This window comes from uncultured Nostoc sp., assembly GCF_964247315.1.
Taxonomy (GTDB): domain Bacteria; phylum Cyanobacteriota; class Cyanobacteriia; order Cyanobacteriales; family Nostocaceae; genus Nostoc.
The window spans coordinates 41,226-57,451 of the sequence record NZ_CAXTTT010000017.1; the positions used below are offsets into that span (position 1 = coordinate 41,226).

General features: G+C 43.4%; 9 protein-coding genes and 1 tRNA gene. 3 read left to right on the forward strand and 7 right to left on the reverse strand.

The window, feature by feature from the left end:
- The first annotated feature begins 58 nt into the window (after window positions 1-58).
- Window positions 59-1,321, forward strand: a complete 1,263-nt coding sequence (locus ACFE93_RS07650) for a hypothetical protein (protein WP_375472746.1) — start codon at window positions 59-61, stop codon at window positions 1,319-1,321.
- 30 nt (window positions 1,322-1,351) lie between these two features.
- On the opposite strand, the gene ACFE93_RS07655 is transcribed toward ACFE93_RS07650, so the two are convergent.
- Both ACFE93_RS07655 and ACFE93_RS07660 read right to left on the reverse strand, forming a co-directional pair.
- Window positions 1,352-2,026, reverse strand: a complete 675-nt coding sequence (locus ACFE93_RS07655; RefSeq protein WP_375472764.1) for an S-layer homology domain-containing protein — start codon at window positions 2,024-2,026, stop codon at window positions 1,352-1,354.
- Window positions 2,027-2,180: 154 nt separating this feature from the next.
- On the reverse strand, window positions 2,181-2,660 hold the full coding sequence (locus tag ACFE93_RS07660) for a hypothetical protein (protein ID WP_375472747.1): 480 nt from the start codon (window positions 2,658-2,660) through the stop codon (window positions 2,181-2,183).
- Between the two features lie 192 nt (window positions 2,661-2,852).
- On the opposite strand from ACFE93_RS07660, the gene rpiA reads away from it, so the two are divergent.
- Window positions 2,853-3,560 carry a ribose-5-phosphate isomerase RpiA gene (gene rpiA / locus ACFE93_RS07665; RefSeq protein WP_375472748.1) on the forward strand — a complete coding sequence of 236 codons (708 nt, stop codon included), beginning with the start codon at window positions 2,853-2,855 and terminating at the stop codon, window positions 3,558-3,560.
- 82 nt (window positions 3,561-3,642) lie between these two features.
- Here the strand turns inward: rpiA and ACFE93_RS07670 are convergent, their stop codons facing one another.
- Window positions 3,643-7,950: a DUF4347 domain-containing protein gene (locus tag ACFE93_RS07670; RefSeq protein WP_375472749.1), complete on the reverse strand. Its 4,308-nt coding sequence runs from the start codon at window positions 7,948-7,950 to the stop codon at window positions 3,643-3,645.
- 607 nt (window positions 7,951-8,557) lie between these two features.
- On the opposite strand from ACFE93_RS07670, the gene ACFE93_RS07675 reads away from it, so the two are divergent.
- Window positions 8,558-10,180 (forward strand): serine/threonine protein kinase, encoded by a 1,623-nt coding sequence (locus ACFE93_RS07675; protein WP_375472750.1) that lies wholly within the window; start codon window positions 8,558-8,560, stop codon window positions 10,178-10,180.
- 104 nt (window positions 10,181-10,284) lie between these two features.
- Here ACFE93_RS07675 and ACFE93_RS07680 read toward each other — a convergent pair whose 3' ends face one another.
- From ACFE93_RS07680 to ACFE93_RS07695, 4 genes are all read right to left on the reverse strand, one after another.
- On the reverse strand, window positions 10,285-11,466 hold the full coding sequence (locus ACFE93_RS07680) for a CapA family protein (RefSeq protein WP_375472751.1): 1,182 nt from the start codon (window positions 11,464-11,466) through the stop codon (window positions 10,285-10,287).
- A gap of 209 nt (window positions 11,467-11,675) precedes the next feature.
- Window positions 11,676-11,760: transfer RNA gene (locus tag ACFE93_RS07685), tRNA-Ser, on the reverse strand.
- A 261-nt stretch (window positions 11,761-12,021) separates the two neighbouring features.
- Window positions 12,022-12,459: a DUF6918 family protein gene (locus ACFE93_RS07690; protein WP_375472752.1), complete on the reverse strand. Its 438-nt coding sequence runs from the start codon at window positions 12,457-12,459 to the stop codon at window positions 12,022-12,024.
- Between the two features lie 231 nt (window positions 12,460-12,690).
- Window positions 12,691-16,044 carry an efflux RND transporter permease subunit gene (locus tag ACFE93_RS07695; protein WP_375472753.1) on the reverse strand — a complete coding sequence of 1,118 codons (3,354 nt, stop codon included), beginning with the start codon at window positions 16,042-16,044 and terminating at the stop codon, window positions 12,691-12,693.
- Window positions 16,045-16,226 lie beyond the last annotated feature (182 nt).

A 16,226-nucleotide genomic window follows, 5' to 3' on the forward strand; every position in this document is an offset into this window, starting at 1 on the left:
AGCAATCCCTCTTCCGGGAATTTTAACAATTATATAGTAAATCTCAATTACCAATCCCATGCCAAATCGTCATTATCCTCCCGCCTACTTACGCTATCTCAAAGCCAGGTTATTGAATCTAGGGCGACCTGCTTTTTGGGGAACTGCAATTTTTTTATCTGTAGTCGGGTTAGGAACCTGGGAATACTGGTCAAACCCAGATATTTTCGTTTCTAAGCCAAAAAAACCAGTTGTTTTACAAAATGCTGATTCCTCCCTGTCAGAAGAAAACAAAGCTATTGCAGCAGATATTGATAACCTGCCAGTTTTATTTAATGACCTTGACCAAGCAACTCTCTCATCAACAGCAAATGGGTCTGAGCAAAAGACTGAGGCAAAAAAGAGCAAAGACCCATTAGATAATGTAAGTAACAAACAAAACTCTGCTAATAATACCAAATTAAATCCTGATTTAGGCGTTAACGGCGACACCTCCCCAGCCTTTAAAAATCCTTTTGTCGTTCAAACAGACAATTTATTGCGTACTGGAACGGTTAATAGTAATAACCAGTTTCTAGGTCTTAAAACCTTAAATGCGGCGTCTGAACCAATAGGAGGAAACCAAACATCCTCTAACTTGGGTATTGGATTCCCTAATCAAACCAACAATAATCAAAATTCTCTCTCTATCAACCCTCAGCAAACACCGCTTAACCAATCGATAAACCAGAAATTGTCTGACTCCAATGGTAGCGCTGCAACTCAGACAAATGCTTCGGGTCAAGTCTCCGCTCCAGGAACAACGCTAATGCCACCCGTCAACAGCTTAACCAGTCAGAATTCTCTACCAAGCACTGGGTTAACTCCTGGGACAGGCAACACGTCAACGGGTACGAACTTACCACAAAATTCCTACAACAATTTAAATAACGGTCAAGTAGTGCCTAATAATGGGTTAACTACGGGTACGAACTTACCGCAAAATGCCTACAACAATTTAAATAACAGTCAAGTAGTGCCTAATGTAGTACCAAGTAATGTTGTACCTTACTCTAGCCAGAGTCCTAGTCAAAGCATTGCCACACCCACAAACCCTACGGGATATGGGAATTATGGCTTGCAGCAGCCGACCCAACCACCACAATCTACCTATGGGAATTATGGTTTGCAGCAACCGACCCAACCACCACAAACTAATTATGGGAATTATGGCTTGCAGCAACCGACCCAACCACCACAAACTAATTATGGGAATAATGTCTTGCAGCAACCAACACAATCTAATTCCTTATATCTTCTTCGTCAACTTCGAGACAAGTATAAAAATCCGGGTCAAAACTAATTTTGAGTACGTTGGCTCGATAAAGTTTAGCTAAGGTGATTGTGGGCTATTTGGAATCATCGGAACTTCTGGTGTTTCGGGTTGTTGCTGTTGTCGTTGCAAATATTTACTCAATACATAAGCCATATCCCCACGGGTTACGGGTTTTAATGGAGAAATATTGCCTTGAGCATCTGTATTCAGAAATCCCTCAGAAGCTACTGTAGCGATCGCTTTTCTAGCCCAAGCTGGGATAGATTTTTCATCTGGATGTGAAGCTAGAATCTCATTCACAGCGGCATCAGGAAATTGAAATACACCATAAGCCTGGGCGAAAATAGCCAAAGCTTCTGCCCTTGTCACCTTTTGGTTAGGGAAGAATTCATTGCCTCGATAGCCTTTCATGATGTCAGTTTTTAAGACTGTCTGTATATCATTAAATGCCCAATAAGAACGAGGAACATCTGGAATAGTTAAATTTTCTTTGGTAACAGCTTCTCTTTTATCTAGGCGAAATGCTTTTACCATAATCGAGGCTAATTCTGCCCGACTCACTAACCTTTCGGGATAAAATTTGCCATCGGGAAAGTTTGTCATCCATTTGACAGCAGTTACCTGTTGAATGGAATCAGATGGGATTCCAGAAGTAGATTCTGGTACTTGAGCAATTGCTGGCAAGCTTTGTAGTAGTGCCATTAAAGATAGAGAAATTGAAAGCTGACGCATCATGATAAGTACTTTTAACTGCTAACGTGAATTTAAAAAACTACGTTACTGAGGTTAACGCAAAATTTGGTGTTCCTAATAACCTGTAACTCAGCTAGTGACGAATTTAGGCTGAGCAATGTTGCTTTAGCTACGCAGGGTGTGGCTATAAATTTTAAAAATTAGGACTGTGTTCAGTATCCCAGCACTTCCCATGATTCCAGATTCTACCAGTGTGTTCACATTCTGATTTATCGTCAATCCAAGGAATTGAAGTAGGGTAATAGGAGCTAGATGTGGGAGTAAGTGAAGACAATGCAAAAGAAAATATAGTGTAGCTACAAGTCGATAGAATGATTAGAAATCCTATGAGGAACAAGATATTGGCAGGAGTCCAAAAAGGATATAAACCTTTTTCAGAGCGTAAACGCACTTGAGAGCGACGTTCTGAACCTGCTAACAACACCAGATAAAACCTCAATCCGGGAATTGGTACTGAAACTCTTATGTCTATAGAATGACGTGTCCTACCACGAGAGGCCAAACCCTTTTTTATCGCTTCTAATTGCTCTACCGTGAAGGTATTTGCTATTTCCGGGTCAATCTCAGCGAAAAGTTGCTTAAAAGTAGGAACGGTGTACTGGGGGCTTTTCATTAAATTCGTATATTAATATACATTCTTTTTACATCAGTCATCTCCTTTGTTCCGGACACTAGGATGTTTTATATTTTGGAAGTCCCTAATCAAGGAAGTAGAAATTAGCAAAAACTTGTTTTTTACCTTTCATCTTTTGATGTTATCTGCCCACTACTATGGACTATAGTCAGTTTTTCAGGAGTTTTGGGAATGACAGCAGCAGATCCCGTAAAGTTGATGAAGCAAGAAGTTGGCAAAGCCGCCGCCGCCCTAGTCAAGTCGGGTTCCATTGTCGGGTTGGGTACAGGGTCAACTACAGCATATACGATTCAGTTTTTGGGCGATCGCCTCAAGTCTGGTGAACTCAAAGATATCATTGGTATACCTACCTCGTTTCAGTCAGAAGTGCTGGCGAAGCAGTACGGTGTCCCTCTTGCTACCTTGGATGCTATTGATCGCATCGATATTGCCATTGATGGCGCAGATGAAGTCGATCCGCAGAAGAATTTGATTAAAGGCGGTGGTGCAGCACATACCCGCGAAAAAGTCGTAGACTACCTAGCAGAACAGTTCATCGTCGTAGTAGACAGTGGCAAGTTAGTAGACCGCTTAGGTTCTAGTTTCGCTGTGCCTGTGGAAGTGATTCCAATGGCAATTACTCCTGTAACCAATGCCATCAAAAAACTCGGTGGTAAACCAGAACTCCGCATGGGTGTCAAAAAAGCTGGGCCAGTAATCACTGACCAAGGGAACTTTGTCTTAGATGTCAGATTTGACTCTATTGAAGATCCAGCCGGATTAGAAAAGACATTGAATAACATTCCCGGCGTTCTAGAAAATGGTATCTTTGTTAACTGTGTCGATTTAGTTTTAATTGGCGAAGTTAAAGATAATCAGCCATTAGTGCGGCAACTTTGACATACTCCCCACCCTTGAAGGGTGGGGATTCTAGGCTCAAACAGCAACAGCGTGCTTTTTCACTACAGACTAGAACTGAGCACTAGATGATGACATTAGTACCGACTACCAGATTTGTAGCCGTGAAATTATTTAAAGTCGCCAAGGTGTTATCGAAATAACCATTAACTTGTGTAGAAGTACCCGATTGCACAAACTTTAGGTAACTATCTAAGATAGGATTGCTGCCACTGTAGCCCTGACTCTTAAACACATCAGTAAGGACTAACTTATCCTCGCTCTGATTAAAGTCAGTAATCGTATGATTAGTGCTAGAGGCTTGGTAGATGAACTGGTCATTACCGCTACCGCCAGTCAGGGTATTATTATAGTCACCAGCAAAGAGGATGTCATCATCTGCCCCACCGACGAGGCTATTGTTACCTGCACCACCAATAAGGGTATCATTACCAGCACCACCAAGTAGCGTATCGTTACCTGTACCACCGCGTAGTAGGTCGTTACCACTCTTGCCATCAATGCTGTCATCACCCCCCAGACCATTAATGATATCAGATGAGTTGTCAAAACCATTGACATTGTTGTTTAGGTCATTGAGAAAGGTGACTGTGTTTTTGTTGAAGATTGTACTTTGGGTGGAGTTGGCATCGAAGACATCAAAGCTGTCACTAATACTGCTTTGCTCATCAAACAGGATATTGCCCAGCGTTGATAAGTTGTCTAGCTTTTCTAGGGGAAAGTTTTGCAGGATAACTTTATTATCAGCCGCCCCTTCAAAAGTGATTTCTAGATTGCTACCATTCTGGGTGAGTAGCAGATTTCGGGCAGTCAATCCAGCACCTTGGAATTTGAGAGTATCCAATTCGCCAATGATTGCTGCCGAGGGATTTGAGCCTTTACCTACGCCACTGAAATCAGTGATGGTATCAACACCATCACCTAAGTTGTAAACAAATTGATCCTTGCCACCGCCACTAGTTAGGATGTCGTTGCCTTGATTACCTGTGATAGTATCGTTCCCAGCTTTAGCATTAATTATGTCACCGTAGTTCTTGCCTACTAGGTTATCAACGCTAGTGGTTCCGATCAGACCGTTAAACTCTAATGCACCAATATCAACTGTACCTTCAGATATTCTGTCAAATCCAGCACTGCGTTGGTCAGTGGTAATACTTACTGGAATCAGGGCATTATTGCCTGCGTTAATGGCGGGACTATCCTCAAGTAAGGCATGAGTCAAGGTCGCACCGCCGTTATTTTGCAGCGGACTGAGTTTGGGATCAATGGGGTTGGCGCTAGTGCCGAGGAGTGTGCTGATAGTAAAGCCAATACTACCAGTGCGATCGCCAATCAGGTTATTGCCAAGGTCGCTGAAAGTACCGAAAACGTCACCCTGTAACCCGAAGTTGCCTGCAATGATAGTATTCCCAACAATCACAGTGCCATCAGAGTCATTGAAAACACTTCTACCTTCCCCACCAAAAACATCATAAAAACCATCACCACCAAAATTACTATATGATTGGATGTAATTCTTGGTAATAGTGCTGTTTGTGAGGGTGAGAGTGCCTTCGTTAGAGATGCCGTTCCCCTCTTTGTACGCACTATTGCTAGAGACAGTACTGTTGTTAAGGGTGAAAGTGCCTTTATTAAAGATGCCACCGCCGTAGGTCGCCCTACTGTTAGAAACTGTGCTGTTAGTTATGCTGAGGTCGCCTGTGTTAAAAATACCGCCGCCGTAGCTATCTACTAAAAAGCTGCCAGGCCCTCCCCGAGCATAATCGAATACGCTAGGCAGATAATTACTAGAGACTGTGCTTCCCGTTAGGCTGAGGCTGCCTGTGTTTAAGATGCCGCCACCATAGCTATCTGAGCTATTGCCAGAGATAGTGCTGTTAATTAGGTTAAGGTTGCCTGTATTAAATATGCCGCCTCCTAATGACAACCCAGTATTACCAGAGACAGTGGTGTTAGTTAGGCTAAGGTTGCCTGTATTAAATATGCCGCCCACTGACCCAGTATTATCAGAGACAATACTGTTGGTCAAGCTGAGGCTGGCATTACTATTGAGTAAAATACTCCCAAAGCCATCATTAGCATTAGCAATTTTCAAGCCATCAATGCTGGTATCTGTACCTGTTCCTGATATTTCTAAGACACCTGATAATCTATTGCCACTGATGGTGAGGTTTAATGCCCCAGTCCCTAAGATGGTTACATCATCAGTAATCGTCAATTTCCCAGATGTGAGAGTAATGATATCTGGGGTGGCATCGCTGAACACGCCTGCAAAAGTAATTGTATCCGCCCCAGCAGTAGCATTGGCATTGAGAATAGCCTGTCGCAACGACCCTGCTCCAGAATCGTTGGTATTAGTCACTACTGTATCAGTATTAACAGGTGGTGGACTAGTGGACTGGACTTCATAAGCACCAATATCCACTCTATCGCCGGATATTCGGTTAAATCCAGCACTCCGTTGGTCTGTGATCACACCAACAGGAACTAGGGAATTATTGCCTGCGTCAATAGCGGGACTACCCGCAAGTAAAGCATAAATAAAGGTTGCACCACCGTTATTTTGTAGAGGGTCGAGTTTGGGGTCAATGGGGCTGGCACTGGTGCCAACGAGGGTGCTGGCGGTCAAGCCGGTGCTACCAGTATTATTACCAATCAGGTTATTGCCAGAGTCGGTGAAGCTTTTAGCCACGTCGGGGTTGATGTTGCCGGAAGTGGAGTTGTCAAAGTTGCCTGCAATGATAGTGTTCCCAACAGTGATAGTTCCACCATCGTTGAAAACGCCACCACCATCGCCAGTCCCATCGCTGTTTGAGTCAGCTGTGTTATTAGTAATCGTGGTGTTGATAAGGCTAAGGGTATCGTTGTTAAAAATACCGCCACCGTCAGAAGTCGCCCTATTACCAGATACAGTACTGTTAATTAAGATCGCTGAACTTGAGGCATTAGAATATATCTCAGAGATCCTCACATTAGAGATGCCGCTTCCCGTATTACCAGAGATACTGCTATTGGTAAGTCTAAGAAAGCTGCCAAGGTTAGAGATGCCGTTTTCTGTATTGCCAGAGACACTGCTATTGGTAAGGCTGAGGAAACCAGACTTTAAAGAAAAATAGGAGTATTTGATAGTACCAGCGTTATTCAAGATGCCGCTTCGCGTATTGCTAGAGACAGTGCTATTAGTTAGACTAACTCTACCGCCTGCGTTAGAGATGCCGTTTCCTGTGTTGCCAGAGACACTGCTATTGGTAAGGTTGAGGAAGCCAAAGCTGCTATCGCTAATACTGATGCCGTTTTCTGTATTGCCAGAGACACTGATATTGATAAGGCTAAGGATACCAGAGTTATTGATGCCGCTTCCCGTATTGCCCGATACAGTGCTGTTAGTGAGACTGAGAATGGTATTTGTATTGACCAAAATACCACCACCATTAGTAGTATTATTACCATTAGCAACGGTCAAACCATCAATATTGACATTTGTTCCTATCCCCGATATCTCGAATACCCTAGAGGTATTGTTTCCACTCACGATGAGCTTAGATGCCCCAGTTCCTAAAATGGTGACATCATCGTTAATCGTTAGCGGCCCAGAGGTAAGAGTGATTACATCTGGGGTGGCATCAGTAAACACACCTCCAAAAGCGATCGCATCATCCTCAGTAGAAGCATTCGCTAAGTTAATTGCCTCCCGCAGGGTGGTAATACCGTTATTCGCATCGCCATCATCCGTGTCTTGAGTATTATTCACTGTAAACGTTGCTAGTACTCCTGGGTAAACTTCTCGCGTCGTTTCTGCAAACGCCAGATTTACTTCCATATCAGCAGTGCGAACTTCTAACTCCCAGTTACCACCTAATGCTGCATTGCCAATCTGCTGACGGGAAGCGGCAATATTCGCTCCTGTGAGTTGGTGCAGTTTTTCTACAAATTCTTCCCCCGCATCACCCAAAGCTACATTGCAACCATAGATAAGTAAGTTGCTAGGGTTATCGGCTTTGCCAGAGGTGGAAAATATCTTCTGCCATTGTTGGAGTTGCTGGCTGTATTCGTCGAGGGTATCAATTCCTAAATGGGTATTGCCCAATTGTAAGCAACCTGGGCCACCGTGGCACACAATATGAATGTTAGCCAAATTCAAGCGATGTCTAACGACAAGCCGTTGCGCGTCTACCCAACTCGCCAGAATTTTCGTAATTTGCTCAACACCGTTCTGTGTCGAGTCAAGCACGAACACTTGACTATTGGGAAGCACGCCATTGACTAAATCGCTATAGTCTTCAACCGCCATATCAATGAAGACTAGACTATGAGTATAGGAGATGGAAACTGCGGAATTTTCTGAGATGTGTGAGGTATGTAGCGTTGCCATTTTGTTACTTCCAGCTAAGGTAATGAGGGAAACTCAAACCAACTTCAGCTTTGTAATTACAGGGTTTTCACACAACTTCTGAGAGTAAAAAACTAGCTTTTTACTAATTATTTTCCCTTTCTTTGCCATCATCTAGCAAATTACCAATTTTGTAAAGCAATAAAAGTATGTAATTTTACTGAGTTACCCAACTCACATCTAGCAGATGTATCAAAAATCTAGGTTTTTAGGATGAACCAGCATAAAAACCTAGATTTTTTGCCCACAAATGCGGTTTCTCAAGTTTTGTTGAGCTCGTGTCAGATATTCAATTGATGAATTTGGCTTTTCATAGCTTTTCTGAAAATGACTTTTATCAAATCCAAAAAATAGCTTTAGCCCATCTTCCGCTTTAGGCTTGCTGCACTCCCGCGTTATCATCTGAGAAAGATAAAACTGTTGTGCTCATAGGGAGGTCTTTTTCACTTCAGGAATTTCAACAACTAAATTATCCCGTAAAATAGACAGGCAAGAACCCTGCCCGATAAAAATATGGGAAAATTTTTGGGAAATCCCTCAAGACTCAGGACTCGGTACTTATCTGCTCGCTCAGGACTCAGGACTCTTTATGTTAGCAGGCACAATTTTGCAGGATGGAAAATATACCCTAATTCAAGAAATAGGGCGGGGTGGCTTTGGCATTACCTTTAAAGCTAGGCATCACTACTTGGGTCAGGAAGTGGTGATGAAAACCATCAATGAACGGCTGCGACAACATCCTGATTTTGCCAAATTCGAGCGCCAATTCCAAGATGAAGCCAGACGATTAGCTACGTGTATTCACCCAAATATAGTCCGAGTTAGTGACTTTTTTGTGGAAGCTGGACTGCCTTACATGGTGATGGAATACATTCCTGGTGAAACCTTGGGAGACGCATTTGTATTACCAGGGATAACTTTGCCTGAAGCCACAGCAATTCATTATATCCGGCAAATTGGGGCAGCGTTGCAGGTAGTACACAACAACGGTTTGTTACATCGCGATGTCAAACCAGATAATATTATTCTTCGTCAAGGAACACAGGAAGTAGTACTAATTGATTTTGGCATTGCCAGGGAATTTAATGGTGGTGTCAGGCAGACCCACACAGGTCTGGTTTCTGAGGGTTATTCTCCCATTGAGCAGTATATGACGCAAGCGGCGCGCACACCCGCCACGGATGTTTATGGTTTAGCAGCAACCTTGTATGCACTCTTGACAGCGCAAGTTCCCATGCCAGCATTATTGCGCGATCGCGAACAAATGCCTTCCCCCCGCGAATTGCAACCACACTTGAGTGCTGCTGTCAACCAGGCGGTAATGCGCGGGATGGCGGTAGAGTCTCGTTTTCGGCCAGCGACAGTTGCTGAGTGGCTGCAATTGCTACCTGGAAATGAAGTGAATGGAACATCGCAAGTCTTACCCACTTATGCAGTTCCAACTGTCAATTTATCTGCCCAGCAGGCAGCAACTTTAATTGGGAAAACTGCCCAAAATCGTATTCATAGACCATCTATGTTGGCGCAGCCTAACCCAGGCATCGCAAAAGAAACCGTACTGGCTAAAAAGCTGGGGTCATCTCAGATATTTATTGGTATAGGTGTAGCCCTAATTGCTGCGACAGCAGGTTTTGGGATTACGAGTATATTACCCAAATCTCAGCAGCAGCCGACCGTAAAGCCGCTTTTTCAACAGCCAACTCAAGAACCAGCAGCGAAAGCACCTAATTTTGATAGTACATCTTCATCCAGAGGTGAAGAGACTAACACTACCTCAAGAACCAAAACAGCACCTGCCTTTAATTCCAAGCAGCGTCGGCGCAATCGCCGTTCTTCCCAAGAAGAATCTACCAGCAGCCCTACAAGAGAATCGCAACGCGGTAATTCCGAACAATCCACACCTTCACGTAGCGTTTCACCGACACCCTCCTTAGTGGAGAAACTACGGGCAATCCGCTCATCTCGAAATGCTTCCCCCGCACCATTGCCATTTCCACAAAATAACTTACCCGCTTCTAGTCAAAATCCTGCCTCCCCTCAACCCGTAAGTCCGTCAAAACCCGTACTTATACCACCACCACCAACACAATCCAAACAATCAGATCCTTCTGCTGTGGTAGTACCAACACTGGAAAAGCAAAATTCACCCACTAATAGTCAACCTCAGAATATTCAGAAGTTCGAGGAAAAGCCACAAGATGACAATAACTAGTCAATTTTAGATTTTCAATCTGGGATTTTGGTGAAGCAGCGCGGTGAGTCCAGCACAGCGCCGACTCCTACTAACTAATTACGAATTACGAATTACGAATTATTTTAGGGAGGATCAAGTCTATTCTGTACAACAACTTCCCCCTTCTTATTAATTTTCACCGGATTCTTGGGAAAAGCTTGATTATTCAAATAACGCATAAGTTTCACAGTTTGAAAACTCCGATCGATATGAGGAATTCCCTGCCGATCCATCCGAACGGGAATAATTTTACTTGATACCAAATCTCCTGCTGAGTTGAGTTTGACTTCTAAAATCATTGAGTCACCTGTTTGGGCATTTGTAGATAAAGTCCGATATCCCAAAAAGTTTCCTAAAGAATAGGCAATGATTTTTCCCTTATAAATTTCCATCGCTCTGGGAACGTGAGGCCCATGTCCTAGTACTAAGTCTGCTCCCGCATCAATCATGTTTCGAGCAAAGGCGATCGCATTACCTCGGTTTTCTCCATAAAAAAACTCTGTTTGATTCTTAACGTGTAGTGCCCCCGTTCCTTCCGCTCCAGCGTGCATCGATACTACTACAATATTGGCTTTATTTTTGGCTTCTACCACGAGTGCTTGAGCTGCTCCTAAATTATGGATAGAATTATACATTTCGTAAGGAGAAAACCCAACCATTGCCACAGGGATATTGTTAGCTTCCAAATAAAGAATTTGATTTTTATGACCTAATGTTGCAATGCCCACAGCCTGAAGATTTTTCATTGTATCTTTGAACCCTACTGGCCCAAAGTCCATTGCATGGTTATTTGCCATATTGAACACATTAAAACCAGCTTCAGCAAAAAGCTGGGCGTATGCAGGTGGAGAGCGAAAGGCAAAGACTTGTCCTCGACTAATATCTTTGGCGGTATAGGGATAATTAGTTAGACTACTTTCAAAATTACCAAACAAAATATCAGATCCTTGCAAGTGAGTTCTCACTGACTTTGGTAATAATTGATCTTGAAAGCGAGGTAATCTATAGTTAGGGAAATTAGTGCCGGGAATAATATCTCCAACGGCTTTGATGGTAATAGTATCTGGAAAGGTTTGTTGTTCTGTTATTGATGGCGTAAGTTCAGGAATAGGTAATGGAAATTGCACAGGCTTAGTACGTGTAGTAGCAGCGTTTAATCGCTGTGATTGCCCAAGCCGGATAATGACTCCTATACTAATACCCAGATATAAACAAATGCTGATAAGACTAAATGAGAATACTCGCCCCAAGCTGCGATTTACCATCGTTCACTCCTCACACGATGGCATTAGTTTATCCCAAAAACCTGTGTTGGCGATGTATATTTTAGTGTTTTTTGGCGAATATTTGACTACGTAAATATTAAGCGATAATCCTATTTCACTTGCAAATAAACAGACAAGTTGCTCTAGATTCTTGTTAAAGGCAGGTAAATTTCAGCCATATTGTAGTAAATTTTCAATAATCTTTTGAACGGAGAGGGGGGGATTCGAACCCCCGTTGAGTTTCCCCAAAACGCATTTCGAGTGCGTCACCATGAACCGCTCGGACACCTCTCCAAACTATTTATTCAGACATTTGAGTATCTATTTTACCTTCAAATGCTGCAAATTTAGGGAAATCTTGCTGGATTCCTGATACTACTATAGCATTAATAGCTCAACACTCGATTCTATTGACTTCATAATTGAACAACCAGAGAAATGAGTGAGAGCAAAAGCGTTAGGCAGTATTTTTAGATACTTTCTTGGGCTTATCTGAACTGTATTGGTTTCAATTAATCTAAAAGACGCGATTAATCGCGTCTCTACTTCTCTGGCTCAGACCTTAGTGTAATTATTGATTACTTTGGCTAAGTCTGGCACTGCTTCTTCTACGTGCTTTTTGGCTGAACCGCGAAGTTTTTCATAAGTTCCTCGCACGATTTGGCGTTTTGAGTTCTTGACTCTTGCATCGGTAACACCCAGTAGCGCGTCTGCCGTATTAGAGCGATTCGCACTCAGATATTCAACTGGGTCGCCTTTCTCTAGTCCTTGACTCCAGATGGGATCGAGAGCTGTAAAGCATTGCGGTAATATCTGCTCAACGACATAGGGAATGTACCCTGGTTTAACCCCCTTCAAAGCAGCAAAGGCAGTTTTCAAAGCGATGCCGCTCATGCCTGACTTGGATGCGAGCTGTCCTTCAATCATGTTGCAACAATCATCTATGACCATAGCCTTTTTGGTCGGGTTCAAAAGTCCGTCGCTAAGTCCCATTTCACTCTTCCTTATCTAAGTACTTAATTCTATTCGACTAATTTTTTTAGCAACCAGGAAATTACAGAAAATGGTATCAGAGTTAGAGAATGTTGTGGATAAGCTGATACGCTTTATAACCTGCATAGTTCAAATCGCTAAAAAAAAAGATGCAGGGACTAGAGAAGTCCCCTAACACTGACAAGCATTCTTAGGTTGTCTGCACTTTACTAGGAGACTTAAGGGCAAAAGTTAGGTTATTCCATCCTGCTGAGACCTAAGTTGCGTCTCTGGCTGATTTGAGCCAGCAGGTAGAGCCTCATGTCTAGATCCCGAAGTTCCATTTGGAGAATGTGGAGGTTTTGAACCTCCCGATCCCTTCCGAGGTGATATAGCCTGAGCCAAGCTCTTAACCAAAATATACAAAATTGGCACTAAGAACAAACTCAAGAAGGTCGAAAGCATCAGCCCCCCAAACAGCGCTGTTCCTAAAGACCAACGGCTGCTAGCTCCAGCCCCTTGAGAGATTACCAAGGGTAAAAATCCTAACAGCGCGGCAAAAGATGTCATTAAGATCGGTCGCAGACGTTCTTGCCCCGCTTTCACCGCCGCCCTTGTGTAGCTCATGCCCTGCTCATGCAATTGATTGGCAAATTCCACGACTAAAATCGCGTTTTTTGCAGCTAGACCAATCAAAGTCACCAGACCTACCTGGCAATAGATATCATCCACCACTTTGGGGAAGAGGCTACCTACCATGAAAATATTCGATCGTAGCCAAAGGGCTGTCATCGCTCCCAAGACTGCTAGAGGAACCGTCAGCAAAATAATGATCGGGTCAATGTAGCTTTCATACTGAGCCGATAGCACTAGAAAGACAATCACGATCGCTAAGGCAAAAATCAATCCCGTAGCTCCCCCAGATGTCTTCTCTTGGAGATAAGTCCCTGTCCACTCATAACCAAATCCTTGAGGCAAGACTTCTGCTGCAATTTGCTCCATCGCTTTAATCGCCTGTCCAGAACTAGCACCGGGAGCAGGAGCGCCCTGTACTTTGATTGACCTGTACAAGTTGTAATGGGAGATGGTTTTCGGCCCCACAAAGGGAGTAATTTTCACCAAACTGCTCAACGGAATCATCGCACCATTTGCAGAGCGAACATACAGCTTGCCAATATCATCTGGATTAGAGCGGAACACCCCATCTGCTTGGATATATACTCGATACTGTCGCTGTCCCTGCACAAAGTCATTCACATATTGCGACCCCAAGTAACTTTGCAAAGTCCCAAAGATATCGTTGAGTTCGACGTTGAGAGCTTTGGTTTGGTTGCGGTTTACCTGAATGTCAAATTGGGGAGTGTCTGCGGTGAACTGAGTGAAGACTCCTTGGAGAACAGGATTTTTATTTGCCGCCCCAATCAATTTTTGAGCATTCTCAATTAGGGTTTCAATCGGCGCACTTCCGGTTTTGTCTTGAATAATAAACTCAAAACCACCCGTAGTACTTAATCCTCTCACTGGAGGAGCATTCACAGCGATCGCTCTAGCATCTGTAATTGCAGAGAGCTTTTTGTTCATCCTCTGAAGTATTCCATAGACAGACTCAGATTCGCTAGGTCTCTCTTTCCAGGGTTTCAGGTTAGCAAAGGCAATGCCTAAATTAGAAGCATTGCCATCGAAACCAAACCCACTGATCATAAAACTAGCTTGAACTTCGGGAAGCGATGTGACTTCTTTGGCAACCCGCTCCATAACAGATTCGGTGTATTTCAAAGAAACCCCGTCAGGCCCCTGGACAATTACAAAGAAGTAACCCTGATCTTCCTCTGGAATAAATCCGGTAGGTACTGCTCTGTACATCAAAACCGTTGCGACTAAACCAGTAATGAAAACCCCGATTACAATCGGCTTGACATGGGTAAGGTAGCTAACAAACCCGACATATCGGCGCGTGAACCAGCCAAATCCCCGATTAAACTGCCTAAAGAACCAACCTAAAGGACCCCGTGGAGTTTGAGCTGGACGCATGAGGATGGCTGCCATACTCGGAGAGAAGGTTAAGGCATTGAAGGTCGAGATGCCAATGGAGCAAGCAACCGTTAACGCAAATTGTTTGTAGACAATCCCAGTAGTGCCCGGAATGAATGCAACTGGAATGAATACCGCCATGAGTACAAGTGAAGTGGCAATGATTGCCCCAGTTAACTCCTTCATGGCTTCAACAGCGGCCTCAAAGGGCCTCATGCCCTCCTCTAGTTTGACCGCAACTGCCTCGACCACAATAATCGCATCATCGACGACGATCCCGATCGCCAGAACGAAACCAAATAAGGTTAGTGTATTAATCTGAAATCCTAAAACTAACAGAGCCGCACATGTCCCAATCAGGGAAACGGGGATCGCAACAGTGGGAATGATCGTGGTACGCCAGTCTTGCAAAAAGACAAAAATTACCAAGACCACCAGGACAATCGCCTCAACCAGAGTGTGCAGAACTTCTTCTAAAGAAATTTCTACAAATGGAGTGGTATCAAATGCCACCTGTGCTTTTAGTCCAGGTGGAAAATTCTTCTCTAATATTTTGATCTGGTTTTCAACAGCATGAGCAACGTTCAGGGCATTACTACCCGGAAGTTGATATATACCCAAACCCACAGCTGGCTTGGGAGCATTTCCTGGGAGGGTGAATTTGGCATCAGCGAGATAGCTCTCTGCTCCTAGTTCAACTCGACCGATGTCTCTGACCTTAACTAGGGTGCTATTAGTAGCGCTATTAATGGTGCTATTAGTGGTGCTATTAGTGGTGCCATTAGTGGTACTATTAGTGCCACCTCGACTCACCTTCAACACCATATCTTCAAATTCAGCCGCATCTTTAAATCGACTGGTTGCCCGTAAAGCAAATTCAAAGCTTTGATTATCTGGTGCTGGTTCCTTACCAATCGCCCCTGCACCCACCTGAATATTTTGTTCTTGCAGGGCGGCTGTAACATCTTGAGGAGTTAGTTGATGTTGGGCAAGCTTGTTGGGATCGAGCCAAAGACGCATAGCATATTTGCGCTCCCCAAAAATTGTGGCTTTTCCTACACCTGGAAGCCGTTTGATCTGATCGAAAATATACAGGTCAACATAGTTACTGATAAAAATGTTGTCATACTCATTATTTTCTGAGTAAAACCCATAGACGAGAAGCAGACTGCTCGATGCCGTTTCAACAGTGACACCTGTTCGTTGAACTGTATCTGGCAGTTGAGGATCGGCAAGTGCTTGTTTATTTTGAACGTTTACTTGAGCAATATCGCTATTGACATTAGTTGGAAAGGAGACAGTTATATTGCTAAAACCATCATTCCCCGTATTAGAAGATATATAAGATACATCTTTAACACCATTAATTTGTCGCTCAATAATGTTGGTGACAGTACTTTCTGTTGTTTGAGCATCTGCACCAATATTGTTAGAGCTAACAGTGATTTGCACCGGAGCAAGCTCTGGTAGCTGAGAAATCGGCAGGATCGGAATACAGATGCTTCCCAACAGCAAAATAATGAACGTACAGACCGTTGTTAGGACTGGACGTTTGATGAAGGTATTGACAAACATAAATCAAGGAAAAGTTCAAGACTCGTTAGTAAGGTAGTAGCTTTTTATTAATATAAGGATTATTAAGGCTTAGTGTAGGCGATCGCACAAAATTGGGCATTGGGCATTGGGTATAGTTATTCTCCTTATCCCCAGTTCCCAGTCCCCAGCTAGAAAAAGTCAGGATTTGGTCTAATCAACTG

Excerpts from the sequence above, each read along its gene's own strand:
- ACFE93_RS07650 (WP_375472746.1), top strand. The coding sequence starts at position 59 with ATGCCAAATCGTCATTATCCTCCCGCCTACTTACGCTATCTCAAAGCC.
- ACFE93_RS07655 (WP_375472764.1), bottom strand. The coding sequence starts at position 2,026 with ATGCGTCAGCTTTCAATTTCTCTATCTTTAATGGCACTACTACAAAGC.
- ACFE93_RS07660 (WP_375472747.1), bottom strand. The coding sequence starts at position 2,660 with ATGAAAAGCCCCCAGTACACCGTTCCTACTTTTAAGCAACTTTTCGCT.
- rpiA (WP_375472748.1), top strand. The coding sequence starts at position 2,853 with ATGACAGCAGCAGATCCCGTAAAGTTGATGAAGCAAGAAGTTGGCAAA.
- ACFE93_RS07670 (WP_375472749.1), bottom strand. The coding sequence starts at position 7,950 with ATGGCAACGCTACATACCTCACACATCTCAGAAAATTCCGCAGTTTCC.
- ACFE93_RS07675 (WP_375472750.1), top strand. The coding sequence starts at position 8,558 with ATGTTAGCAGGCACAATTTTGCAGGATGGAAAATATACCCTAATTCAA.
- ACFE93_RS07680 (WP_375472751.1), bottom strand. The coding sequence starts at position 11,466 with ATGGTAAATCGCAGCTTGGGGCGAGTATTCTCATTTAGTCTTATCAGC.
- ACFE93_RS07690 (WP_375472752.1), bottom strand. The coding sequence starts at position 12,459 with ATGGGACTTAGCGACGGACTTTTGAACCCGACCAAAAAGGCTATGGTC.
- ACFE93_RS07695 (WP_375472753.1), bottom strand. The coding sequence starts at position 16,044 with ATGTTTGTCAATACCTTCATCAAACGTCCAGTCCTAACAACGGTCTGT.